The sequence below is a fragment of the Halioxenophilus sp. WMMB6 genome, assembly GCF_033283405.1.
Lineage (GTDB): Bacteria > Pseudomonadota > Gammaproteobacteria > Pseudomonadales > Cellvibrionaceae > Halioxenophilus.
The window spans coordinates 263868-287165 of sequence record NZ_JAWMQR010000002.1 but is presented as its reverse complement, the minus strand read 5'-3'; the positions used below and the strand labels follow the sequence as shown (position 1 = coordinate 287165).

Below are 23298 nucleotides of genomic sequence, written 5' to 3'. Positions count from 1 at the left end.
CTTTTATGCTCGTACTCATTCACCTAGTGATGAGTTTTAAATAAAAATAGGAGCAATTCAGATGGCAGGTTTTTCCGGTAGTGACAGGTTTTTGCGAATCAAGGATGTAGTTCAATCGACAGGTTTATCCAGGTCTTACATTTATCAGTTATCAGGTTGTGGTGAATTTCCGCAGCCGATTAAGTTAGGTATTAAAGCCTCTGCTTGGCTTGAATCTGAAGTGGAAGAGTGGAAACGCTCGCGTGTAAAAGGTTCACGCGCTACTAGCTCAAACTTTGGGGGTTAGCATGGAACATAACCCTTGTAGAAAAAACGTTGGTAACGATAAAAGTTTACGGTTAGCGGCAACTGCTATGTGTGCCCACTGTATGGGCTGTAATGCCCAACATATCGAGCCAGGATTTAGAAAAGATATTTCTGGATGTCGTAGTGTGGCTTGCCCGTTATGGCTGTTTAGGCCGTATCAAAAGCGCCAAGAAGGCGGCGCTCATAAGCCTTAAGGCACTTGGTGAGTACTGCCATGCCAGAGACTTTATTGGATAGGTTGTTGGCTAGGGGGGATCGACTGTCTTTAGAAGGTGGTCAGTTGGTCATCGAGGCACAGAGTGGAGTCGACGTTCCGGATAAATGGCTGAGTGATAATCGAGAATTGATTGTTGCCGAAATTGCCAAGCGTTTAGCTGTGAATGTTCTTAAATATGAATCCTATAGTACTGGCTATTACGAAGTAAAATCAGGTGTAAGAAAGTCCGGGTTAACGATGCAGTTTTGTAACTTGCGAACGGGGCAGCAGGTATTCGCTATATTCAATGTCGAGCTCACCCGCCAGCGAAATACCCGGTATGGCAAAAAAGGTGATCGACTTCCAGATAAACAGTTTCGCGCAAAGCCAAAGTCACATTTCAGCAGTTTGTGGAATCGTTTAGGAATGAAATCACTACCGACTAGCGAAAGGCACCAATACATGGGGCTATTCTCCGAAAAATATTATTTTATGGTTGCGAGCGAAGAAGGAAAGGCGCTACACGACAGTATTGAGGTGGCAAGTATCAGTTTTGAGCAGTTGCGATGTATAAGTGCTACGAGTAACGCACAAGTAGATAGCAAGTATTCCGCAAGCACGGCTCAAGTAAGTCACACAAGTAAGAGTTCTCAGCTAGCCCACGTACCTTATGGTCCCCACGACAATATAGGTGCGCGTGAAGAAAGCTACGTAAATAAGGTAATCAGTAAGAGCGATAAGGGTGACGTGCAATACTCTATGGATAGTCACCACAAAGAGCAGGATAGAATAACCGGTCAAAGCGATAAAGAGTGGCTGGAGGAGTATGATCGTCTCTATGATGAAAGCAGTTCCTGAGAAGCTTATTTGCTGAAGTCGTCGCGTAATCAGCTAAAGCTTTGAATTAGTCTGTAAACTACATCTTATCGATTCGGGTAGATACCCAGATAGAAATAGGCCATAAAGCAAAAGCGTAACACCACGCAATAACCATCAAGATGAGAGCAATTGTTTCCCCTGGTGTGCCTCGTATTCCTTTTTGCCACTCCCATGCTTCAAATAAGCAGACCGCACCAGCAAGCCAGATTAAGAACGTCAAGATGTGTTTTAGCTTGTCAATTTTCGATTCTAGATTGGTTGTTTGAGCTCGGTAGTTATCTGCCAAAGTGGCCAGCCTATCGATTTCAGTTTCCTGTTTCTTGACCCTGGCTTCCAGTTCCATAATTTTATGCAGCTCATCCATTAGAGTGATGCTTTGATGTGTTGGGAAAAGGCTCGCGCGCGTTTTGATTATAAAGTCGATACTATTAGTTTCGGGATTTTAAATCTACTCGTTGGGTTTAAATGTCAATAAAAGTTGTCACTATCGTGAAGTGTCGCTGCGGGCCTTCAAGGAGGATCGATCTCAAGCAGTTAGAAAAGCTGCTATCTGAGCTGCTATTGAAAAATTTGAACTGAATTAAATCTAATGATAACAGAGGTTTAGATGTAAGATTCAAGTCCGGCCTTGGCACCATTAAAAAGGAAGGCCTTAGCGAAAGCTAAGGCCTTTTTTTATTTCTGCCCAAGCCGGACCAAGGTCAAACGTCACGGATGACGTGAATGTCGATCACGAAGGATCAGTTACCGACCCAGTGCATGAGGCATGTTATCGCCAGGGATGGCGAGTATGCCGAATACGCAGCGGTCCGACGATTCGGAGCGGCTTTCGGCCCCTATGCCTCACCCTGCGGGCACGCTGTGCGTGTGCTCTTTTGCTCCGGACAAAAGAGTGGGCACCACGTCTAGGAAGATCTTAGCGAAAGCTACGATCTTTTTATTTTTTCCCCTATCTAATTTCACTAAGGCGTTTTAGCTCTTGCGAAATTGGCCCAAACAGGTGCAGCGACTGTTCATTCAATCAACTGCAGTGGCCGGTCAATCGCCAGACGAAAGGCGCCGCGTCCGGCGCTCTCTATGGTTATCGCCTGAGTGCGTTCGGCCAGGCGCCGGCGCAACAAAATTAGACGCGTCTCTAAATTGTCTTTCAGCTCCGGTAGTTTCAGTTGTGAATCGGCCCGTATCTCTTTGTTGGTAAAGTGATTGCGTTGCTCCTGCTGGTAGAGGTTTAGCAGGCGCCACAAAATGGAGCCGGCCACCCCTTTAATTAAATATTCGTTGTTGATAAACACACTGGCGTTATCACGGATAAAACGCACCTGAATGGGCTCAGCACTGCTTGCCATACTGGGGATTGCGTGGTGCTTGTTGTGGCTGTGGTTTGTGTCACTGCAGCTTTGCAATTGCTCTAGGCAACTGGCGAAAAATTGGCAGAGACAAACGAAAGTATCTTCGTGCTGGTGATCAAAGGCAAAGGGCTCTGGACTCTCCAGGTACAAGATGCCACGCACGCTATCCGCTACCGAAAGGGGGACTGCAAGCTGGCTGCCGGGGTTACTTAGGCCGGGGTAGACGATAGTGGTCTCCAGGCTTGCCAATAACATTTTCTGTTGCAGTTGTGTGGTTAGCAGGCGGGCGTAGTTGTAGTCGTGGGTGGGTTGGGTAATTCGTATCGGTGCATTTATTTGCGCGGCGATGCCGATCACACCTTTGCCGATGGGTATCTCGGAGCCAATGCCGGAATTTTCGTAGCCGAAACTGTGGATGGTAAACAGTTTGGCCTGCTCTCTGATCAGCATCAGCGCGTGGCTGATTGCGAATTTTTCCTGTAACAATGTCGCTACTGTTTCGATCAGCTGCTCCACGTTCTTACATTTGGCAAGTTCGGCGATGCTTTCGCGCAGTAGCAGTGGAAATGGGGTAACCGCGCGGCGATCTGCTAGGGTAAAGCAGTCGATGGTCTCTATGTGCAGCACGCGGTAGATATCCGCCCCTTTTAGTACAAAGGTGTTTTCCATTTTGGCGCGATGGGCAATGCTGTTCAGGCGCGCCTTCATCTGTTCAAACAGAGCCCCTTCGTGTTCGGTGCGTAAATACTGAATGGCCAGGCGATAGCGTGCGGCGGTGTGCGGGTTTTTAATCAGCAGCGTGGCATTGGGGTTTTCGCAAATATTGCGGTGGGTTTTATTAAAAAACTGGAAGGTCAGAGCCAGGTGTTGGTCATCCACATAGTAGGCCTGCGAAACATAACTGGCGTTGGCCATACCCTGGTGATCGCAGGTGGCAATAACGGAGGGAATATTACCCTCCAGGCAATCTCTTAATTCACTTAGGCGCACGGCTGCGTTCCACTCAATAAAGTGCCGGCCTGCGCGCCAGGTGTCTGGTCAAAAATGGCCTGGATGGCGACCACCAGGCAGGTTAGCTCGCTGGGTTGATAGCTTAAAAAACCCTGGGCGAAATAATCGTCGAAACCCACCAGAACTATCTCCTTCGCGAAGGCTGTTATCGCCCGGGTGACATTGGCCAGATCCCTATCGGTAACGGCCACCTGTTCTAACAGTTCGCCTTTTATCTGCACGGTTTTATGGCTGCTGGGTTGGCAGGCGACGGTGCTGATTTGGCGAGTAGCCAGGGCATCTTCAATTACCATCTGGGCCTCGGCCCGTCGCGCAAGAATGCGCAGATGGCCACTCTCCGGTTCCCGATAGGCCGCCAAGGCCATGGCCACCGATGGAATTAGGCGGAAATTGGCGGAGGCCAGAGTGATGGCCACCCCGGCTTGCAGCAATGTTAAGTGCTCTGTTTGTAGAGGCTTGTCCACCTTCGTTATCGTCCTCCCTGCCTCGGCTCGCCAGTTAGCCAATTTTTAGGAAATTTTAGTATTTTTTTAGCAACCGCCGTTTGCGGAATTCGCTACAGTGGCGACCTCGATCAGCACAGTCCCAGGTCGGCACTGCCCCAGCCATCTTCCCCCGCTGGCGGGGTGTTCTCTGCAGGGTTTTAAACTCGCCAGTTGGCGCCGACAGGCCCACTGCCGGGGTTTCCCGTCATGAAGGTTCGCCATCAACGCGGTCACGGACTGCTGGTTCGATCTCAAGGCGGCTTAGACGCCGACCCATTGATAATCGTTGCTCCGGTAAAAGCATGTTTGCGCATAAAAACGGCGCTGGAGAACTGGATAATAAATTGGAGAATAGTATGGATAGCGGTTTTAAAACACTAACAAAATTTGCGCTTTCAGCGCTGCTGGCGGCCACCGTGCAAGGGGTGGCTGCCAATGCCGAGAGTATCGCCAAAGGTAAATTTCTGATCGGGGTGGGTGGTTGTAACGATTGCCATACCCCGGGTTATTCTGAGTCGGGTGGGCGTCTGCCACAGGCGACCTGGTTAACGGGTAACGGCGTTGGCTTTAAAGGGCCTTGGGGTACCAGTTATCCGCAAAACCTGCGTTCGTCTGCGGCCAAAATGTCGGCCGAGGAGTGGATTCAAATGGCGCGTCGGCCGATGTTGCCACCGATGCCGGCACCGGCCATCGCCACCATGAGCGATAGTGATCTGATTGCTATGTACGACTTTATCAAGAGCCTGGGTGCAGCCGAGGGCGAGGCCCCTCATGCTCTGCCCCCGGGTGTGGAGCCGGCCACCCCCTACATCGATTTTGTCCCGAAAAACCTCTGACCACTCACCTGCTGAGTCCCCTCCTGGGGGCACCGCTGATGGTGACGATGGGCTGCCCGCTCAGGGGTGGCTCAATTGCACCACCGGTGTAAAGCCACCAAAGATCATGCGCATACCATCAAACGGCATGGGGTTCTGATTGGGGTCCATGCGTGGGTCACTGTTGCTTGGGTCCAACATTTTGGCCATGGCGGTGTCGCGGGTGGCTTTGTCGGGCCACTCCACCCAGGAGAAGACCACCGCTTCGTCGCCCTTGGCCTGCACCGCCTGGCGAAAGTCGCTCACCTCGCCGCTGGGCAGGTCGTCCTGCCAGCACTCAATAACCCGGGTTGCGCCAAAGTCGATAAAAATACTGTCGCAGCTGCTGGCATGACTGATAAAACGTTCCTTATTGCTGTGTGGCACAGCGATGATAAAGCCATCGATGTATGGCATAAGCTCTCTCCATTACCCCAAAATCGGTTGCATCTATTCAGTGTAGCCCCGCTCAGCCTATTCATCCGGTAATCTGAAAAACTGTGACCAAATCTGTGTTTGTAACATTTATGTCATGTTAGTAAGTAAACCTGTGCGGGATTTACGACCGCTGTGGAGCTATTGGCACCGGCTGCGGTCAGAAACGGGCAGTGAATAGGGCTTTATAGGCAGCGGCAGAGGTATGTTTCGGGGATATCTGCTTTTCATTAAAAATGGTGGCTTGCTGATGGCCTGGCAGCTGGGCCGTGTGGTGACTTGGCGCCCGTTACCTCTGTTGCGCAATCTGTTGTTGCTGTTGGGGCTGGTGCTCTTCTTTGTCTATCTGCAGCTGCAATGGCTGGGCTTGTTGCTTGATGAGATCATTTTCCACCGTTACCGCCAGGTTAAGGTAACGCGGCCGCTGTTTGTTGTCGGGGCACCGCGCAGTGGCACCACCTTTCTGCAGCGCAGCCTGGCCTCGGACCCGCAATTTACCACCACCACCCTGGCCGAATGCCTGTTAACCCCCTCGATCACCGCCCGCTACTGCGGCCGCGCCCTGGCCTGGTGCCTGCGGCCACTGCAATCGTTGGCCGGCAAAATTAAACCGCGTTGGCTGCAGGCGATGGATTCGATTCACCCCCTGGGCCTCGGCGAGCCGGAAGAGGATTTCCTGCTGCTGCTGCCAATATTCAGCTGTTTTATCCTGATGGTGCTCTTTCCCGGCAACCGCCGGCTCTGGCGACTGGCCCATTTCGACAGCCAACTGACCGAGCACGAGCGTGAGATCATCATGTGCTTTTATCGGCGTATGGTGCAGCGCCACCTCTACGTTCACGGCGAAGAGAAAACCTACCTCGCCAAAAACCCCTCCTTTACCGGCGCCCTGGCCAGTTTTCAGCACCATTTTCCCGATGCCACCTTTGTCGCTTGCGTTCGCCAACCGGAGGAGGTGTTTGCCTCCCAACTCAGCTCCCTGAAGCCGGCCCTGTCGCTATTGGGTTACGACTGGCAGGCGGCGGAATTTCAGGCCGATGTGGCGGCGATGCTGCGCTACTACTTTGCCCAGATTGAGCAGCAGGCCAGTGCCCGCTCGCCGGTGCTGGTGGTGGAGATAGAACAGTTGAAATACCGCCTGCTGGAAGGACTGCACAACCTTTATGAGAAGGCCGGCTTGCCGCTCACGGAGGAGCTTTTGGCGGTCTATCAACCCCTGGCCCAAGCCAATAAAAAATATCAGAGTTCCCATAAATACCCAGAGGCCTCGGCCAAGCTCAATGTGGCTTGGCCGCTGGCGGTGGCCAACTCGCTTTATCCGGCTTCAGAGAGAACCCTATGAATCAAAATGCCAGTGCAGAGCTGTTAACGGAGCCGCCGGTTCAAATAGAGCATATGCGGGTGATGATCGTCTCCGACGCCGCCCCCGAGCGCAATGGCGTCGGTGCCTACTACCAGGATTTAATTCAATACCTGAAGCCAAAGGTAGCGGAGCTGGAGATCATCTGCCCCATTATTCAGGCCAATGGCCGCTGGCAGGGTGGGCTCAATGTGCCTTTGCCGGGCGATACCACGCAGAAGTTTTTAATCCCCAATTTCCTTAAAATTAAACGGCAGATAAAAGCCTTTGCGCCGGATATCGTTATAGTGCCCACCCCCGGTTTAATCGGCCTGGCCGGTGCTTATCAGGGGCGCAAGCAGGGCGCCATTGTGCTCTTGGGTTTTCATACCTGGTTTGAAAAACTGGCCGATATGTATTGGGGGCGCATAGAGGGGTCGCTCAATCGTGCCTATTTTTGGGTATCCAATAAGTTGCTGTTTCGCTGGTCCGATGTGGTGGTGGCCAACTCCGATGAGATGGTGCAAATCGCCAACGATTTTGGCTCGAAAAAAAGTTACCGGGTGGGCACGCCGGTGGCGTTCGATTTTATTAACCGGCCTCAGCCGGAGCCTGCCTGTCGCATCGAAAAGGTGCTGTTTGCCGGCCGCCTGGCCGCCGAAAAAAATCTGCCGGCCATTGTCGAAGCTGCCCGTGCGCACCCCGATCTGATTTTCAGTATCTCGGGTGATGGCCCGGAGCGGCAGTTGATAGAAACCGCGGCCAAGACGCTACCCAATTTAAACTACCTGGGTTGGTTAAATCGCAGTGATCTGTTGGCGCAGCTGGACCAGCACGACTGCCTGGTGCTGCCCTCCCACGTGGAATCCTTTGGAACCGTCGCCTTGGAAGCGATGTCGCGCGGGCGCCTGACGGTGGTATCGCACAACTGCGGCATCTGCCAATGGCCCAAGCTGAAAAACGGCCTGTTTGTGGTTGAGCCAGAATCTTCGCTGGCCACTACGCTGGCCACCCTGCGCGGCATGGACGAGAAATTACTGCAGCAACGGGCCGACACCGCCCGCGCCGCGGCCTGTGAATTAAACGATTGGAGCATGGGAATGTGGTACTCCCTGCTCGATGCCCTGGTAAAAAAATGAGGGCGCTGGTCTCGGTACACGACGTGATGCCCGAAACCCTGGCGGAGGTCGAACAGATACTGGCTAAACTCTCCGCCGCCCAGGTGAGCCCGGAAAAAGTCTACCTGCTGGTGGTGCCCGGCCGCCAATGGCAGGCCAGCCAAATCGCGCAATTAAGTACCTGGCAACAACGGGGCTATCAGCTGGCGGGCCACGGTTGGCAGCACGTTATTCGCCGCAAGCGCGGCATAAAGCACCAGCTGCACTCACTGTTTATCTCGCGCAATGTGGCTGAGCATCTCTCACTCAGCGGCGACGAAATCAGCCAATTAATTAGCGATAATTACCACTGGTTTCATGCCAACGGTCTGCCGCCGCCGGATCTGTATGTGCCGCCCGCCTGGGCTATGGGGGCGGTCAGTAAGGCCGAATTGCAGCAGCTGCCGTTTCGCTACTACGAATTTTCCAGCGGCCTGTTTGATGCCCACGCGCAGCAGTTTTTAACGCTCGCTCTTACCGGTTACGAGGCCGACCAATACTGGCGTGTGCCTTTTCTCTGGCTGTGGAATCAGCTCAATGTTAAATGGCTGAGCCGCGCGCGGGTGTTGCGCATCGCCATTCACCCCTACGATTTTCACTACCACCTGCACGACTCCATTTTGCAACACATTAGTCAGAGCGCTGAGTTAGTTACCTGCACTCAACTTTTCCCCAAATCAACGCAACCGGCGGTGGTAAACAATAGGGCATAATGGCGGCTCGCCAGCTCCTTTAAGTTTTTGCCCATGTCCATCGATAGCGATTATATTCTGCAAGTCACCGGCGCTACTGCCGCCGAGCCCATTGCCGTGGTGCAGAGCCTGTGGAGCGGCTACGGCGAGATTGTCCGTTACCGCTTAACCGGTGCTCCGCAGAGCAGTGTGATCGTCAAGCAGATCAACCCGCCGACCAATAGCCAACACCCACGTGGCTGGAATAGTGATATCGGCCATCAGCGCAAGCTGCGCTCCTATCAGGTCGAGGTGGCCTGGTATCAACAGTGGGCGCACCGCTGCCTGCCCAGCTGCCGGGTACCGGCCTGTTTGGGGGTGGCGCAACAGGGCGAAAGCACGACCCTGGTGCTGGAAGACCTCAATGCGGCGGGCTTTCCCCTGCGTAAGCAGCAGATAACCCCGGCCGAGCTCGCCGCCTGCATCGAGTGGCTGGCCCAATTTCACGCCCGTTTTATGGGGGCGGAGCCGCAGGGGTTGTGGCCGGTGGGCAGCTATTGGCACCTGGCCACCCGTCCGGAGGAGTGGGCGGCCATGGCCGATGGCCCGTTAAAAGAGGCCGCCGGGCTAATCGATGCGCGCTTAAACCAGGCGCGTTTTCAAACCCTTATCCACGGCGATGCCAAGCTTGCCAACTTTTGTTTTGGCGACAGTGGCGGGCCGGTGGCGGCGGTGGATTTTCAATACGTGGGCGCTGGCTGCGGTATGAAAGACCTAGCGTATTTTGTCGGCAGTGTGTTGAGCGAAGCCGAGTGTGAGCGCCAGGAAGCGCAGTTTTTAACGCACTATTTTCAATCGTTGAGAGGCGCGTTGGCGGCCAGCCAGCCGACTATCGACGCCACCGCCCTGGAGGCGGAGTGGCGTGCGCTCTACCCCTTTGCCTGGGCCGATTTTTATCGCTTTTTACAGGGCTGGATGCCCGGCCATAAAAAGCTAAACCGCTACGGCAATCGCCTGGTCAGCCAGCTGGATCTGTAATTGTTCACGCAGGTGTTATTCGAAAATCTTTAGCCTGCCAAGATTATCAATGTCTACCGGTTTGCCTTGTGTTGTAATCTGTAAGGCTTGCAATCAGCACGAGGCGAAATTGCCTCGTTTCGCCACACTACCTTACAGAGCTGGTCGAGGGTTCGATGGGTATCACTAACTTGAACAGAGCCCTGTTGCTGACGCTGTTGTCGGCAGTGGCCAGCTCCGAATCTGTGGCCGAGGCGGCGAACACCGCTGTTGCCAAATCAGGAGAATCAACCATGGCTAGAGTGACCGGGATTGGCGGGATTTTTATTAAATCAGAAAATCCAGAGCGGCTGCGCACCTGGTACCAACAACACCTTGGCATTGATGTACAGGCCTGGGGTGGTACCACATTTCGCTGGGTCGACGATGCCGGGCAGGCGACGGCGGGTAGCACGGTTTGGTCGATTGGTGACGGAGACTATTTTGCCCCCAGCCAAGCATCGTTTATGGTCAATTACCGCGTCGACGACCTGGAGCGTCTGCTCGCCGCCCTGCGTGCAGAGGGGTGCGAAGTGTTAGAGAAGACCGAGGCATCTGAGTTTGGCAAGTTCGGTTGGGTTATCGACCCGGACGGCAACAAGGTGGAGCTGTGGCAGCCCCCGGCCGGGCAATAAAGTGCATGGCCGAGACGCCTCGCGTTAACTAAGTTTATTCATCGCCCTTTTTCGGTTTTTCCACCAGATAGATGGTGTCGATGTAGCACCGGCGCTCAATGCCGCCTGGGTGGGGGTGCACTATTACCGCATCAAAGCGCGAGAGCACACTGGAGACGGTGGTGGTGAGGCCGATGGTCTCGGTGCTCGACAACTCCGAACAACGATCTTTCAAAAGTACCAAATAGGTTTTACTGGGGCTGGCGGGTAACAGCAGTCCATCGGCGGCGAGGTACTGCCAGCCGCTGATTTCGTAGTTGTGAATTTTATCCACCTCTTCGCCCAACAGATAACCACGCTCAATAGCCACCTCCATTGCGGTGGGGGCCTGATTGGTCGAGGCCGAATCGGTTGCCGCACAGCCGGCAAGCAGTAGAGCAAGCGCGACGTGTTGTAAGTGGTTTACTATTTTCATGTTCAATTCCTCACGATCTGAATTCACCCAAGCGGAGCAACACTTTTTTATGGCTGGTTAGAGTGCACTACTGGCTGCTTATTTCCCACCGACTTATTTTTTTTTCGGCCAGATCAAATGCTGGTAATAACAGCAACCCGGAGGCCAATGGCTTGCGGGCGAAAATGCCGGTGGGTGGTGCAGCCTATTGCTTCAGGCGTCTCCCATTAAATTTTTTACCCACTATCGCTGGAAAGAGGGCGTGTGGCCAGTTTGCCATTACGGCGATTTATGCGCTGCAGAAAATAGCGTGAGCGAATTGGTCAGGGCTTCTGCGTAAGCTTGGTTATTGATTGGGGGGTGTTTGGCGACCATCATCACAGGCTTTTAGCCACCACTTAATTTCAGCGCATTATAAAAATAACAGGAGCGAGCCGTGAGTGATTATGGATTAAATGGTAAGGTCGCCTTGGTTACCGGCGGCAGTTCGGGCATTGGCCGGGCGACGGCGCTGGCCTTTGCCCGTGAGGGTGCCAAGGTCGCAATTGTGGATATTGACCTCGCCGGAGCAGAGGCCACCGCCGCCGCCATTATTGAGGCCGGTGGTGAGGCGCTGGCCGTGGCTGCCGACATCACCCAAGCGCAGCAGGTAACAGCGGCCATCCGCCAGGTGGTGGTGCACTTTGGGCGCTTGGATGTGGCCTGCAATAACGCCGGTATCGAAATCGAAAAAGAGCCCCTCGCCCGTTCCGAAGAGTCCCAGTTTGACCAGATCATGGCGGTGAATGTCAAAGGCACCTGGCTCTGTATGAAGCATGAAATTGAGCAGATGCTGGCTCAGGGCCAAGGCGGTGCCATCGTTAATATCGCCTCGGTGGCGGGGGTGATTGGCGCCGGCCGCCAGCCCATCTACGCCGCCTCTAAACACGCCGTGGTGGGTCTCACGCAATCGGCCGCCGTCGAATATGGCCGCCGGGGAATCCGCATCAATTCGGTCTGCCCGGGTGTTATCGATACCGCAATGACCGAGCGGGCCATCGCCCTGGAGCCGAGAAGGGCACAGCATGTGGTGGCGCTGCACCCCATTGGCCGTCTGGGCGAAGCGGAAGAGATCGCCGAGGCGGTACTGTTCCTCTGTTCCAACAAGGCCGGCTTCGTGCTGGGCCACCAACTTCTGGTCGATGGCGGCATGACCGCTGTTTGAGCCAGCGAAAATTAAAACAATAACCTGATCCGCAAGCGAGGTGCTTATGTTGGCCGAATCCCTGGCTGAAACCCAACTGCAACTGAAGTCCACCATCACCAGCCAAGGCCAGCTGCAGCTGGCTTTGGCGCGGGTACCGGTGCCACAACCCAAGGCTCACGAAGTGCTGGTACGAATTGAGGCGGCTCCCATCAACCCCTCTGATCTGGCGGTGCTGATCAACGCCGGCGATATCAACACCTTGGCGGTGAGCGGCCAGGGCGAGGAGGCGGTGGCCACCATGGCCGTGCCACCACAGGCGTTGAAGGCGCTGGCCAAGCGCTTGGATAAGGGTATTCCCGTGGGTAACGAAGGTGGTGGCACCGTGGTGGCGGCCGGCAGTAACTGCCAGGCGCTGCTCGGTAAAACCGTGGGTGTCTCTGGCGGTGGCATGTACTGCCAATACCGGGTGGTGCCGGCCGCCAGCTGCCTGGCGATGCACCCGGGTACCGACGTCGCCGCAGCCGCCTCCAGTTTTATCAATCCCCTCACCGCCCTCTGCATGGTGGAGACCATGCGTCTGGAGAATCACACCGCCCTGGTGCACACCGCAGCGGCCTCCAACCTGGGCCAGATGCTGGTGAAAATTTGCCAGGCCGACGGCGTACCGCTGGTTAATATTGTGCGCAAGCCGGAGCAGGTTGAGCTGTTACAGGGCCTGGGTGCCGAGTGGGTGTGCAACAGCAGCGCCGAGGATTTCAGCCAGCAGCTGGTGCAGGCTGTGGCCGCCACCGGAGCCACGCTGGCGTTTGATGCCATTGGTGGCGGCCGCCTGGCCGGGCAGATATTAACCGCCATGGAGAATGTCGCCAGCCAGGCGATGAGCCAGTGGAGCCCCTATGGCTCCGAGGTGACCAAACAGGTTTATGTGTACGGAGCGCTCGACCTCAACCCCATTCAGCTGAACCGCTCGTTTGGTATGTGCTGGGGTGTGGGTGGCTGGCTGTTACCGCCTTTCCTGCAGCGCCTGGGTATGGAACGCTTTCAGGTATTGCGCCGGCGGGTGGCGGATGAGATCAACACCACCTTCGCCAGCCACTACACCCGGGAGATCTCCCTGCGTGAAGTACTGGCCGAGGAGGCACTGCGCAGCTACACCAAGCAGGCCACCGGTGAGAAGTATCTGATTCGGCCGCAGGCCTAGGGCCTGTTAACTTAGTGTTAACAGGCCCTAGCGTATCGCCACAGGGGGAATGGAATCTTCGCCCTTGGCAAAGTAGCCCACCGCTCGGTTGAGGTATCCCGGTCGAAGCTGGCGGCAGCCTTCTAATTAACCATTTGCTTACGTTGCGATGGGTTTAGTGGCTGCTCTGCCAACAGGTTCTGCCAGACCTCTGAATCAAGAGCAGGAAAAACCGCTATCCAGCCGGGCTGGGCATGGTTAAAGTAGCCGTCTTTCAGCCCACCCGGCCCAAGCCACTTCTACGCCCATGCTCAGTTATCGTCACGCCTTCCATGCTGGCAACCATGCCGATGTTCTCAAACATTGGGTGCTTAGCCTCTGTTTGCAGTACCTGAAAAACAAACCCAAGCCCATTTTTTACCTCGATACCCACGCCGGCAGCGGCCGCTATTCGCTCAGCGACGCCTTTGCTGAAAAGACCGGCGAGTATCAGGGTGGTATTGGCCGACTCTGGCAGGCCGAGGCGCCGGCGGTGTTCAGCGATTATCTGCAGGTGGTGCAGCAGGAGAACGGCGCCGGGCTTGCCCACTACCCGGGCTCCTGTGTGATTGCCGCCCGCCTGCTGCGCGCCGATGATCAGCTCTGCCTGGCGGAGATGCACTCCACTGATCAACGGCTGCTGCGGGCCAATCTGGGGCGCGATAAACGGGTACGGATTATCGAGGGCGATGGTTTTGGCCAGCTTAAGGCGGCACTGCCACCGGCCAGCCGGCGCGGCCTGGTGCTGATCGACCCCTCCTATGAACTGAAAAGTGACTATGGCCAGGTACTGGAGGCCTTAAAGGCGGGCTTGCAGCGCTTCGCCACCGGCACCTATCTGGTCTGGTATCCGCTGCTGGCCAGCGAGCAGGTCGAGCAGTTCCGGGCGCGCCTGCCAAAGATTGGGGCCGGTAAGTGGCTGAATGTCACCCTGAGCGTTTCTGCCAAACCCCAGGGGCATGGCATGTACGGCAGCGGTATGTTGGTGATCAATCCGCCCTATACTCTGCGGGAGAACTTAAACGCGGGCCTGCCCTGGCTGAGTGAGCGGTTGGCGCTGGATGATCAGGCGGGCTATCAAATTCAGTTTCAGGATTGAGCCGCTGCCGATTCAGAGTTAAACCGTTGCAGCTCCCCAATTAATCTCCACTTTTGAATTGAACCAAGGACATTCCAACCCTATGGCGGCGACTCCATCGACGGCTAAGCGGCGTCTCGACCGGCGTCTGCGCAGCACCCTTCAGCACTCGCAAAAAGAGGCCGTCGCCAGCGCCTTGATGACCGCCACCGGCGATAACTTTTTCAGCGCCTTCGCCATCCACCTGCAGGCGAGCGCCCTGCAGCTCTCCAGCCTGACCGCCATTCCCCAGTTCGTGGGGGCCTTTGTGCAGGTGGCGTCGCTCTCGGCCGCCCATTTTGTCGAGCGCAAGAAACTGGTGGTGGTAACCGCACTGGTGCAGGCCCTGGCGGTGCTGCTGCTGGCGCTGCTCTCTGCGGCGGCCTGGTTGGGGCTGCCGGCCATCCGCTGGCTGATTGTGCTGGTGATTGTCTACCACGCCTGTCTCAATATTATTCAACCCTACTGGCGCGCCTGGATGGGCTCACTGGTGCCGGCCAACCGGCGCGGTGTCTTTTTTGCCCACCGCACCCGGCTGACCATGGCCACCTCGTTTGTGATGTATCTGGCCGGCGGCGGCCTGCTCACCTTGGGCCAGCAGTTTGCCCTGGCCTGGGCGGGCTTTAGTTTTATCTTTTTGGCGGCGGCTGCCGGTCGCGGTGTTTCCGCCTACTATTTCAGCCGCATGCATGACCCGGATCCACACCCGCGGATGTCGGAGCCGGCGGTAATCAGCTCCACCTTGGCGCATTGCAAAGAGGCGATCAAAGATAGAAGCTTCCGCCAATACTCCCTGTTTGTCGCTTTCATGCAGGGCATGGTGGCCATCTCCGCCCCCTTCTTTGCGGTCTACCAGTTGGACGAGCTGCAGTTCACCTATTTCCAGTACGCCATCACCAGCATGGCCTCGATTGTGATGCAGTTTTTTATGTTGGCCATCTGGGGCAAGGTGGCCGACCGCTACGGCAACCGCTGGGTGATGATGATCACCTCGATCATTCTGCCGGGGTTGCCGGTGTTGTGGCTCTTCTCGCCCAATTTTTACTATCTGATTCTGGTGCAGTTGATCTCCGGTATTGGTTGGAGCGGCTTTAACCTGAGCACCGCCAACTACCTCTACGATATTCGTCCCCATCGCTCCAACTTTGCCATCTACGCGGCCCTGCAGTCGTCGACCATGGCCGGCTTCGTTTTTGCGGGCGCAATGCTGGGTGGTTGGGTGGCCACCTATCGGGCAGAGATCGCCAATTGGTTGCCATTCAATTTGGCCTCCACCCTTTTTGTGGTTTTTATTTTGAGTAGCTTGTTGCGCTCGCTGGTCAGTCTCTGGTTTTTGCCCCAAATTAAAGAGCCCCATATTCGGCCGCGGCCGGAGATGCTTAAAATCGCCTACCGTATCGCCCGCTTCAATGCCATCTCGGGGATGGTACTGGATTGGCTGACGGTCTATCGCAAGCCGCGCGATGGTGACGGTGATGGTGATGGCGATGAGGAGTAGATTGGCGGCTGAGGTTGTCAGTGGTAATAATACGCGGCGGATTGTATGGCAATGCAATGCCGCAAATAGTGCAGAAAAGTGTGGATCGCCAAACCCGCGTCGCTATACGCAGTTCAGGTAATTGTTGGAATTAATTTGAAATTACGTAGCAAACTTTTTTTGGCTTTTGTCGCCGCCATGGCGGTGATGATTGTGGCCGGCTATTTTATGTTGCGCTGGAGCTTTGAGCGCGGCGCGACCAGTTACATCAAGCAGGCCGATCAGGAACGCCTGCAGACTTTGGCAGAACCTCTGGGCGACTATTTTCGTGATCACCAATCCTGGCAGGCATTTACCGGGCAGGAGGATGTTTGGCGGGCGTGGTTAGTCGCCCATGATCGCAGTGGTCCTCTAGCCAGTAACGGCGAGCAGGCGCCGCCTGCGCCTGGTGGATTGAGCAATGGTCGGCCCGATCAGCCACCAATAGGCCAACCACCTTTAGGACAACCTCCCATTGGTCAACCTCCGTCAATGCAGCCCCCGGGACCGGCCCCCGATAGCCTGCCGCCTCAGGGGGCCACACTGCCATTTTTTCTGTTGGATGCGGAGCGCCGCCAGGTGGTTGGCAAGGTCGATTTGGAGGGCACACTGCAGCCGATTGTGGTAGGGGAGGGCAGTGCCGCATTGGTGGTGGGTTATATCGGTTTGCCACCACCACCGGCGCGCCTGGGCGACTTCTGGCAGGACCCGATTGTCACTCAGCAGCGGGCGCTGCTGCTCTGTTTAGCGCTCGCCAGTCTGCTGGTGTCGGTACTGGCTGCCATACCGCTGTCGGCGCTGCTCAGCCGGCGCATTATTCAGCTGCATGAAACTGTCACCGATTTAAGTCAGGGGCTCTACCAAGCCCGGGCGAAGGTGGTCGGCAACGACGAGCTGGCCTGCCTGGCCGAAAACCTCAACAAGCTCGCCCAAACCCTCGACGACAGCCAGCGCCAGCGGCAACAGGTGACGGCCGATATCTCCCATGAATTGCGCACTCCGGTGGCCAGTCTGCAGGCCTATATCGAGGCCATGCAAGAGGGGATTATACCGCTTACGCCAGAGACGCTGCCCAAACTGCACGATCAAACCCAGCGCTTGTCGAGTTTAATCAATGATCTCTACCAGCTCTCTCTGGCCGATGCCGGCGCGCTCTCCTACCAGATGATGGATTGCGACCTGGCGCAGCTTATGGAACGCATTGTTGCCACCGAACTGCCGGGTTTTCGGCAGCGACAGTTGTCGCTGACCTTGGTTAAATGCCACCAATGTTTGCCGCAGGTGTGGGCGGATGAACAGCGAATTACCCAGCTGTTTTGCAACCTGCTGGGGAACAGCCGTCGCTACACCGACAGCCCGGGCGAGGTTGAAATCATTGTCGGGGTAGAGGGCGACTGGGTGACGGTCACCGTACAGGACTCCGCCCCGGGGGTCGCAGCCGAACTCCAGCAGCGCCTTACCGAGCGCCTGTTTCGTGTGGAGGTATCGCGCCATCGTCGCAGTGGTGGTGCCGGGCTTGGCTTGAATTTGTGTGCCGCCATAGTTAAAGCCCACGGTGGCCAGCTTCTGTTTAGCGACAGCCCCCAGGGTGGCCTGGCGGTGACCGTCAAACTGCCCGCGTTAATGAGTGATCGACATGAATAACAAAGTGTTACTCGTTGAAGATGAAGAGAGCCTGGCCGAGGTAATGCAGGCCTTTTTGCAACGTGATAGTTTCGACGTGGAGTGGGTGGCCGATGGCGGCGCGGTGCTGGCGGCCTTCGAGCGGCTGGCACCGGATCTGGTGCTGCTCGATTTAATGCTGCCCTCCGTCGATGGCCTGACGCTGTGCCGGGAGATTCGCGCGCGCAGCCAGGTGCCGATCATTATGGTGACGGCACGCATCGATGAGATTGATCGCCTGTTGGGGCTCGAGATTGGTGCCGATGACTATATCTGCAAACCCTACAGCCCGCGCGAGGTGGTGGCGCGCTGCAAAGCGGTGTTGCGCCGTTACCAGGCGATGTCGCCCCTGGCGCAGGCCCTGCCAGACAACGCAAATTCACCGCTGACTCTCGACCAAGCGACACTGGATGGTTACTGGAGTGGCCAGGCCTTGGCGCTCACCGCGGTGGAATTTCGCCTGCTTTACACCATGGCCCAGGAGCCGCGGCGGATATTTTCCCGCGAGCAGCTGATGAGCAACATTTACAATGACCACCGCGTGGTTAACGATCGCACTATCGATTCCCACATCACCAAGCTGCGCCGCAAGTTGGCGGCCGTCGATAGCGAGCAGGAGGTTATCCGCTCGGTCTATGGTGTGGGCTACAAGTTCGAGTTGCCTCTCTAGGCCAGCCTGGTTTTATTGCCCGCCACTTTTTTTAAACGCCACCGCTTTAACATTTGTTGCACATTTGCTCACTAATTGGTGCGCAGTTGTTGGCGACACTGATTGTTAACGTTGCCCTAACCGAGTTGGTGGTTGCCACCAGGTTTTGGGACGGGTTTCTATCTGTTAATGATCTGGTGTAACCGATATGACTATTCACAAAAAGACCACCCGCCTGTGGCTGGTGGCGATTCTATTTGCTCCGCTAACGATGGTGGCCTGTGGTGGCTCCGGCAGTGGCGATAGCAACAGCAGCAGCTCCTCCAGCAGTTCGTCGTCAAGCTCCGGCAGCTCTTCATCGAGCAGCTCATCCAACACCAGCAGTAGTGGTGATGTCGATACCCTTACCGCCAGCGTCAGCCTGGGGGATTGTGACGATACGGATGAGATGACCGCTATCGCCTGTGCCGCCAATGCTTTCCTGGCGACACTGGATAGCGACGAACTGGCCACGGCGCAGTTGGACTACGCCGATGCCGAAGCGCGCACTACCTGGTCCAACCTGCCAACCGGAGGTGTGCCGCGCAATGGCCTGGGTTTTGGAGTGATGTCGGATGAGAGCAAAACCGCTGTCCTGGTGTTGGCCAAAGCGGCGCTGAGTGATGCCGGCTATGAAGATATGATCGCCGCCATGGCCGCCGACCAATATTTAAATGATTTGGGCGCGAACGGTTATGGCAAAGATCTCTACTATGTGGCGATCTTTGGCTACCCGGGCACCGATTCCCGTTGGATGCTGCAGATTGGCGGCCACCACCTGGCGTTTAACATCACCTATCTGAGTGGCGAGGGCTACCCTTTCCCACACCATATCGGTTCCGAGCCAAAAGGCACTTTTGTGGTCGACAGCAACGAATACTCCACCTTGGATAACGAAGCCGATGCCTTCCTGGCGATGTTCGATTCGCTCTCTGCTTCTGAGTTGGATTACGCCTATCTGGATGGGCAAAGTTTCTCGGATGTGCTGGTTGGCCCCGACAACGGCAGTGGAGAAATGCCTGACGACTACCCCTCGGGTTCCGATCGTGGTGGTATTTTGGTGAGTGATCTCAGCTCGGCGCAACAGGCGTTAGTGACAGAGGCAATTGCCAGTTTTGTCGATGACTACAGCCAGGCGGTGGCTGATGGCTTGATCGCCGACTACACCTCCGACGCAGCCTTTGCCGAAACTTATATCGCCTGGGCGGGTAGCCAATCGTCGGGGGTGGATGTCGATGTGAGTGGTACTTACATGCGCATTGATGGCCCGCGCGTCTGGATTGAAATTGCCTGTCAGGGCGGCGTCGTGATTCGCAGTCAAACCCACTTCCATACTGTATTTCGCGATAAAACCCTCGATTACGGTAACGATCTGTGAGGGCTGAGTGGGGTGGGCTTGTCGGGCTTTTAAGGCTCGGCAATTTTTGTGGGCGATGGCTGGCAAGGGTGCCGGCGCGTGGCCCGCTTAAAAATACCTGGTTGCCAGGGCTGCTCGTGCTGGCGCTGCTGTTGGCCAAGCCGGTGTTCGCGCACCCCGCCCAAAGCAGCACGCTATCGATCGATCTGTTATCCGATCACGCTGCTTTTGAGTTGCATCTGCCGGTTGATCAGCTGTTCATTGCCGCCCCGGAGATTTTTCCCAAGGCCCATGCCGCACAAAACCTGGACGAAGCGTTAACGATTTTCTCCCAGTTTGATAGTGCCGCCGCCGCGGATTACCTGCGCCAGCATATTCGTCTTGCAAGCGTTGTGGGCCGAGATCACGCCAGCGACGAATTGGCTTGGCCTATGACCGTGGCTGGCCTGCAAGTGGCTGAGCATAACGGTGAACTGCAATTGGTTGCGCAGTTGAATTTCGAAAACCCGGCGTTTGCCAACAGCTCAGTGGGCAACCTGGTGTTGGATTACGATGTTATCGCCCACCGGGTGATTAACCATATTACCTATGCGTCGTTGCGCCGGGATTTCGCCTTGGGTGTAACACCGGAGAGCACAAAGCTGCTGCCCACACTGCAACACCACAATACCCATATTGAAATTGATCGCACCCAGGCGAGCACGCTGTTGGGTGTTTATACGGTGTTTGTGCAGGGCGTACACCACATTCTGGCGGGTGCTGATCATCTGTTATTTCTGTTCTGCCTGTTGTTAACCACGCCGATGGTTATTAAACGCGGGCGCTGGCAATCCGGCCCGAAACGTTTCACGGCCATTCGCCAGGCGCTACTACTGGTCAGTGCCTTTACCCTTGGCCACACCCTCACTTTGATTGTTGCCGGCCTTGGCTGGTTAACCCTGCCGTCAGCGCCGGTGGAGGTGGCTATCGCGCTGACCATCGCGCTGGCGGCGATCAATTTGTTAAAGCCGGTGTTAAAAAAATATCTCTATTGCTGTGCCGGTGTGTTTGGCTTAATTCATGGCTTGGCGTTTGCGAATAGTTTGAGCCTGCTGGGTTTGAACCTGAGCACAAAGCTATTAACGTTAATGGCGTTTACGGCCGGTATCGAGCTGGTGCAGGCGGCGATTGTGATGGCGGTGTTGCCCTGTTTAATTGTGTTGGGTAGCCGCCATTTTCGGTGTTATCGTCAATTTGCGGCTGTAACCGGAGGGCTGGCACTGGTGGCGGCCGTTAGTTGGGGTTTGCAACGGCTACAACTGCCGTCGTTCAATAGCAGTGGAATTATTGATGCGGTTGCTCAGCAGTCGCCTTTTTTGGTCGTTGCGCTTTGGGTGTTAACGCTGGCCACTGTTATTGGCCGTCGTAAAGTTTGCGCTTCTCAATAATTAATCGCTCTCCATAATTAACCTCTTCCGATAATTAACCCCTCAATAATTAAGAACGATACCCACCTGCCATAAGTAATTACTGCATGGGGCGAAGGGCAAGCAGGGGAGGGCAGGAGTAGACTGTGGCCACTTCCGGGTAACAACCATTACACCCTTTGTGATAACAATAATAACCAGGGCCAAGCCATGACCTTCGCCAACTATTCTGAGTTTTATCAATACTATTTAACGCAACACAGTGATATTCGCTGCCGCTATTGTCACTACCTGGGCAGTACGTTGGTTGCTAGGGCCTGTTAACACTAATTTAGCACCTCTGTTGAGCTTGAAATGAGCTCGATCTAGGCGCGAGCCGCGTAGTTTGGTGGGCCCAAATCAGCGGTGAGCAACAACGAGCGAGCTCATTTCAGGCTCAACCCTTCGGGCTGCGGCCAGTTTTTTGCCCAGCTAGGTGCCAGCCGCTTAGGTAGGCCCACTACATGGCACGTCTGGCACCTAGCTGGACAAAAAACTGACCTCCAGCGGTGGTGCTAAATTAGTGTTAACAGGCCCTAGTGTGCTTGCTGTGGCAACTCTATTGGGGGCTTTTGTTGCTGCCCGTTATCGGTTATGGCCGTGCCTGGTACGGCCATTTTGTTTTTGAAAAGAACAAACCGGCCACCTTTGGTTATCCGTTCTATTCGTTTATCTCGGATTGGGTGATCTATTTTGGCTGGCTGGCCAGTGGCGGGCGTCGCATTTTGGCGGGCAAAAAAAACGGGGGTTAACACTTGGTAGGACCCCCGGGCTTAAGCTGCATGGCATGTGGTTCGGTTGTCTACTCGGCCATCACCACCGCTTCGCGGTCGGCCAAGGTGGCTAGCACCGCTTCGGTGGGTTCGGCTTCGCTAAAATTCATTACCCTTTTTCGATCCACCGAGCCGGTGACGAAGGCGGTTTCACCGGCGCTTACAGTGACCACCATCTGGCTCTGTTTCTTGTCGCTGGCTGTAATCACATGTTCGCCAGGTGCGAGCTGCAGACTGATGACGGTGTCGGGCTTGAGTTTGCCCATCTCTTCGCCATCCACCAGCAGTCGGTAGTGAATACCGCGGGTTTGGGCTACATCAATGGTACGGAAAATCACCAAATTGGCATTGGTGGCGTCGCCGGCCAGGGCGTAGGACGCAAACAAGCCGGTTACAACGATAACACTGCTCAGTAACAGATTTTTCATGACGGAATCCCCGGTTGTTGTAAAACAGGGGCCATTGTAAAAATGGTGGCGATTGTCGTAAATTGCATATTGTTCAACAATTATTGTTTGGATTTGCACATTGGGGCGGCTTGAAAGCTGCTGTTGAAACCGGGTCCAATCGACCGATTCCAGCCATTCAACAGGCACATTAGGTCGCAGCGGCAGGAGGGCAGGGTGCGCGATTGGGAAAACTTACGTTACTTTTTGGCGGTGGCTCGCCAGGGCACTGTGCTGGGAGCGGCCAATCAATTGGGGGTGAGCCACTCGACGGTGTTGCGCCGCATCGAGCAATTTGAAAAGGCGCTGGGCAGCAAGCTCTTTAAAAAACTGCAGCGGGGCTATGAACTCACCCTGGCCGGCGAGGAGCTCTACCAGAACGCTCAGGCCATTGAAGGCAATATCGACCATGTGCTGGCCCTGGCGGAGGGGCGCGATGATGTTACCGAGGGCAAGCTGCGTATCTCCCAGCCGGAGATCGGTATTATCAATGTCTACCCGCTCTATGCCGAGTTTCGGCGCCAGCACCCGGAGATCACCCTGGAGGTACACAGCACCATGCAGGCCGACAATATCAACCAGCAGGAGGTGGATATTGTGATACGGATCTCCGAGTCACCACCGGAGCTGCTGGCCGGCCGCTGCCTGGGCAAGGTGAAGGGCAAGGCCTACGCCAACCGCAAATATCTGGATACCCTACCCGCCGATGCCACCCCCGCCGATTACGACTGGATAGTCTGGCAGATGACCGCCACCGCCAACCTGAAGTACCTTCAGTCATTGAATATTGCCAACCCCAAGGTGGTGATGTACGCCGGCTCCATGCCGGATGTGGTCAGCGCCATTCACCACGGCATGGGGGCGGGCTTTCTCTCCACCCAACAGGCGCAATTGCACAAAAATCTGGTGGCGCTGTTTGATGGTCAGACCCTGGCCGAATACTCCATCTGGATTCTCACCCATCGGGATCTACGCAACAGCGAGCGTGTGCGCACTTTTATGCGCTTTATGGCGGAAAATCTGATTCTGGATTGAGGCGGCCAGCTGGTACTGGCCGAAAATAGAAATGGCCGTCAACGGTAC

Annotated in this window: 24 protein-coding genes and 1 pseudogene; 19 read left to right on the top strand and 6 right to left on the bottom strand. The window is 55.5% G+C overall.

All coding sequences use genetic code 11. The features are described 5' to 3' along the window. Nucleotides 1-61: 61 nt before the first annotated feature. Nucleotides 62-286 carry an AlpA family transcriptional regulator gene (locus tag SBL51_RS07020; protein WP_317930187.1) on the top strand — a complete coding sequence of 75 codons (225 nt, stop codon included), beginning with the start codon at nt 62-64 and terminating at the stop codon, nt 284-286. A 234-nt stretch (nt 287-520) separates the two neighbouring features. Next, on the top strand, nt 521-1360 hold the full coding sequence (locus SBL51_RS07015; protein ID WP_317930186.1) for a hypothetical protein: 840 nt from the start codon (nt 521-523) through the stop codon (nt 1358-1360). 58 nt (nt 1361-1418) lie between these two features. Here the strand turns inward: SBL51_RS07015 and SBL51_RS07010 are convergent, their stop codons facing one another. The 3 genes from SBL51_RS07010 to SBL51_RS07000 form a co-directional block, all read right to left on the bottom strand. After that, entirely contained in the window at nt 1419-1745 is a 327-nt protein-coding gene (locus SBL51_RS07010) for a hypothetical protein (protein ID WP_317930185.1), read from the bottom strand. 649 nt (nt 1746-2394) lie between these two features. Beyond that, the gene (locus SBL51_RS07005) at nt 2395-3720 is read right to left on the bottom strand and encodes a pyridoxamine 5'-phosphate oxidase family protein (protein WP_317930184.1); all 1326 of its coding nucleotides are present in this window, start codon (nt 3718-3720) and stop codon (nt 2395-2397) included. Continuing rightward, nucleotides 3711-4205, bottom strand: a complete 495-nt coding sequence (locus SBL51_RS07000) for a hypothetical protein (RefSeq protein WP_317930183.1) — start codon at nt 4203-4205, stop codon at nt 3711-3713. Before SBL51_RS07000 ends, SBL51_RS07005 begins: the two co-directional genes overlap by 10 nt. Nucleotides 4206-4582: 377 nt before the next feature. Between SBL51_RS07000 and SBL51_RS06995 the strand changes: the two genes are divergently transcribed. After that, entirely contained in the window at nt 4583-5062 is a 480-nt protein-coding gene (locus tag SBL51_RS06995; RefSeq protein ID WP_317930182.1) for a c-type cytochrome, read from the top strand. Between the two features lie 60 nt (nt 5063-5122). Here SBL51_RS06995 and SBL51_RS06990 read toward each other — a convergent pair whose 3' ends face one another. Next, the gene (locus SBL51_RS06990) at nt 5123-5497 is read right to left on the bottom strand and encodes a DUF1428 domain-containing protein (RefSeq protein ID WP_317930181.1); all 375 of its coding nucleotides are present in this window, start codon (nt 5495-5497) and stop codon (nt 5123-5125) included. 223 nt (nt 5498-5720) lie between these two features. Between SBL51_RS06990 and SBL51_RS06985 the strand changes: the two genes are divergently transcribed. The 5 genes from SBL51_RS06985 (at nt 5721) to SBL51_RS06965 (ending at nt 10373) form a co-directional block, all read left to right on the top strand. Beyond that, entirely contained in the window at nt 5721-6857 is a 1137-nt protein-coding gene (locus tag SBL51_RS06985; protein ID WP_317930180.1) for a sulfotransferase, read from the top strand. Next, nucleotides 6854-7993 carry a glycosyltransferase gene (locus SBL51_RS06980; protein ID WP_317930179.1) on the top strand — a complete coding sequence of 380 codons (1140 nt, stop codon included), beginning with the start codon at nt 6854-6856 and terminating at the stop codon, nt 7991-7993. The genes SBL51_RS06985 and SBL51_RS06980 overlap by 4 nt, the downstream gene beginning before the upstream one ends. Beyond that, a complete protein-coding gene (locus SBL51_RS06975; RefSeq protein ID WP_317930178.1) occupies nt 7990-8724 on the top strand; it encodes a polysaccharide deacetylase family protein in 735 nt (244 codons plus the stop codon). Before SBL51_RS06980 ends, SBL51_RS06975 begins: the two co-directional genes overlap by 4 nt. 33 nt (nt 8725-8757) lie before the next feature. Continuing rightward, on the top strand, nt 8758-9720 hold the full coding sequence (locus SBL51_RS06970; protein ID WP_317930177.1) for a phosphotransferase: 963 nt from the start codon (nt 8758-8760) through the stop codon (nt 9718-9720). 272 nt (nt 9721-9992) lie between these two features. Beyond that, a complete protein-coding gene (locus tag SBL51_RS06965) occupies nt 9993-10373 on the top strand; it encodes a VOC family protein (protein WP_317930176.1) in 381 nt (126 codons plus the stop codon). A 34-nt stretch (nt 10374-10407) separates the two neighbouring features. On the opposite strand, the gene SBL51_RS06960 is transcribed toward SBL51_RS06965, so the two are convergent. Continuing rightward, nucleotides 10408-10827 carry a DUF6491 family protein gene (locus tag SBL51_RS06960; RefSeq protein WP_317930175.1) on the bottom strand — a complete coding sequence of 140 codons (420 nt, stop codon included), beginning with the start codon at nt 10825-10827 and terminating at the stop codon, nt 10408-10410. A gap of 415 nt (nt 10828-11242) precedes the next feature. On the opposite strand from SBL51_RS06960, the gene SBL51_RS06955 reads away from it, so the two are divergent. From SBL51_RS06955 to SBL51_RS06915, 10 genes and pseudogenes are all read left to right on the top strand, one after another. Next, nucleotides 11243-12010, top strand: coding sequence for an SDR family oxidoreductase (locus SBL51_RS06955; RefSeq protein ID WP_317930174.1), 768 nt, complete (start codon nt 11243-11245; stop codon nt 12008-12010). 61 nt (nt 12011-12071) lie between these two features. Then, on the top strand, nt 12072-13193 hold the full coding sequence (locus SBL51_RS06950) for a zinc-binding dehydrogenase (protein ID WP_317930573.1): 1122 nt from the start codon (nt 12072-12074) through the stop codon (nt 13191-13193). A gap of 286 nt (nt 13194-13479) precedes the next feature. Then, nucleotides 13480-14310, top strand: coding sequence for a 23S rRNA (adenine(2030)-N(6))-methyltransferase RlmJ (locus SBL51_RS06945; RefSeq protein ID WP_317930173.1), 831 nt, complete (start codon nt 13480-13482; stop codon nt 14308-14310). A gap of 82 nt (nt 14311-14392) precedes the next feature. Then, nucleotides 14393-15826 carry an MFS transporter gene (locus SBL51_RS06940; RefSeq protein ID WP_317930172.1) on the top strand — a complete coding sequence of 478 codons (1434 nt, stop codon included), beginning with the start codon at nt 14393-14395 and terminating at the stop codon, nt 15824-15826. 135 nt (nt 15827-15961) lie between these two features. Then, nucleotides 15962-17488, top strand: coding sequence for an ATP-binding protein (locus SBL51_RS06935; RefSeq protein ID WP_317930171.1), 1527 nt, complete (start codon nt 15962-15964; stop codon nt 17486-17488). Further along, nucleotides 17481-18176, top strand: coding sequence for a response regulator (locus tag SBL51_RS06930; RefSeq protein WP_317930170.1), 696 nt, complete (start codon nt 17481-17483; stop codon nt 18174-18176). Before SBL51_RS06935 ends, SBL51_RS06930 begins: the two co-directional genes overlap by 8 nt. 187 nt (nt 18177-18363) lie before the next feature. After that, nucleotides 18364-19572, top strand: a complete 1209-nt coding sequence (locus SBL51_RS06925) for a DUF3500 domain-containing protein (protein WP_317930169.1) — start codon at nt 18364-18366, stop codon at nt 19570-19572. 101 nt (nt 19573-19673) lie between these two features. Further along, nucleotides 19674-20978: a HupE/UreJ family protein gene (locus SBL51_RS06920; RefSeq protein ID WP_317930168.1), complete on the top strand. Its 1305-nt coding sequence runs from the start codon at nt 19674-19676 to the stop codon at nt 20976-20978. Nucleotides 20979-21167: 189 nt separating this feature from the next. Then, nucleotides 21168-21281, top strand: a complete 114-nt coding sequence (locus SBL51_RS23280; RefSeq protein ID WP_411860464.1) for an Mpo1-like protein — start codon at nt 21168-21170, stop codon at nt 21279-21281. 248 nt (nt 21282-21529) lie between these two features. Continuing rightward, nucleotides 21530-21748 (top strand): annotated as a pseudogene (locus tag SBL51_RS06915) (Mpo1-like protein); the annotation flags it as partial. A gap of 50 nt (nt 21749-21798) precedes the next feature. Here SBL51_RS06915 and SBL51_RS06910 read toward each other — a convergent pair. Then, the gene (locus SBL51_RS06910) at nt 21799-22197 is read right to left on the bottom strand and encodes a hypothetical protein (protein ID WP_317930167.1); all 399 of its coding nucleotides are present in this window, start codon (nt 22195-22197) and stop codon (nt 21799-21801) included. A gap of 195 nt (nt 22198-22392) precedes the next feature. On the opposite strand from SBL51_RS06910, the gene SBL51_RS06905 reads away from it, so the two are divergent. Next, nucleotides 22393-23250: a LysR family transcriptional regulator gene (locus tag SBL51_RS06905; RefSeq protein ID WP_317930166.1), complete on the top strand. Its 858-nt coding sequence runs from the start codon at nt 22393-22395 to the stop codon at nt 23248-23250. The last annotated feature ends 48 nt before the right edge of the window (nt 23251-23298 follow it).

Excerpts from the sequence above, each read along its gene's own strand:
- SBL51_RS06995 (WP_317930182.1), top strand. The coding sequence starts at position 4,583 with ATGGATAGCGGTTTTAAAACACTAACAAAATTTGCGCTTTCAGCGCTG.
- SBL51_RS06945 (WP_317930173.1), top strand. The coding sequence starts at position 13,480 with ATGCTCAGTTATCGTCACGCCTTCCATGCTGGCAACCATGCCGATGTT.
- SBL51_RS23280 (WP_411860464.1), top strand. The coding sequence starts at position 21,168 with ATGACCTTCGCCAACTATTCTGAGTTTTATCAATACTATTTAACGCAA.
- SBL51_RS06925 (WP_317930169.1), top strand. The coding sequence starts at position 18,364 with ATGACTATTCACAAAAAGACCACCCGCCTGTGGCTGGTGGCGATTCTA.
- SBL51_RS07015 (WP_317930186.1), top strand. The coding sequence starts at position 521 with ATGCCAGAGACTTTATTGGATAGGTTGTTGGCTAGGGGGGATCGACTG.
- SBL51_RS07020 (WP_317930187.1), top strand. The coding sequence starts at position 62 with ATGGCAGGTTTTTCCGGTAGTGACAGGTTTTTGCGAATCAAGGATGTA.
- SBL51_RS07010 (WP_317930185.1), bottom strand. The coding sequence starts at position 1,745 with ATGGATGAGCTGCATAAAATTATGGAACTGGAAGCCAGGGTCAAGAAA.
- SBL51_RS06960 (WP_317930175.1), bottom strand. The coding sequence starts at position 10,827 with ATGAAAATAGTAAACCACTTACAACACGTCGCGCTTGCTCTACTGCTT.
- SBL51_RS06940 (WP_317930172.1), top strand. The coding sequence starts at position 14,393 with ATGGCGGCGACTCCATCGACGGCTAAGCGGCGTCTCGACCGGCGTCTG.
- SBL51_RS06910 (WP_317930167.1), bottom strand. The coding sequence starts at position 22,197 with ATGAAAAATCTGTTACTGAGCAGTGTTATCGTTGTAACCGGCTTGTTT.
- SBL51_RS06985 (WP_317930180.1), top strand. The coding sequence starts at position 5,721 with ATGTTTCGGGGATATCTGCTTTTCATTAAAAATGGTGGCTTGCTGATG.
- SBL51_RS06930 (WP_317930170.1), top strand. The coding sequence starts at position 17,481 with ATGAATAACAAAGTGTTACTCGTTGAAGATGAAGAGAGCCTGGCCGAG.
- SBL51_RS06980 (WP_317930179.1), top strand. The coding sequence starts at position 6,854 with ATGAATCAAAATGCCAGTGCAGAGCTGTTAACGGAGCCGCCGGTTCAA.
- SBL51_RS06975 (WP_317930178.1), top strand. The coding sequence starts at position 7,990 with ATGAGGGCGCTGGTCTCGGTACACGACGTGATGCCCGAAACCCTGGCG.
- SBL51_RS06990 (WP_317930181.1), bottom strand. The coding sequence starts at position 5,497 with ATGCCATACATCGATGGCTTTATCATCGCTGTGCCACACAGCAATAAG.
- SBL51_RS06965 (WP_317930176.1), top strand. The coding sequence starts at position 9,993 with ATGGCTAGAGTGACCGGGATTGGCGGGATTTTTATTAAATCAGAAAAT.
- SBL51_RS06970 (WP_317930177.1), top strand. The coding sequence starts at position 8,758 with ATGTCCATCGATAGCGATTATATTCTGCAAGTCACCGGCGCTACTGCC.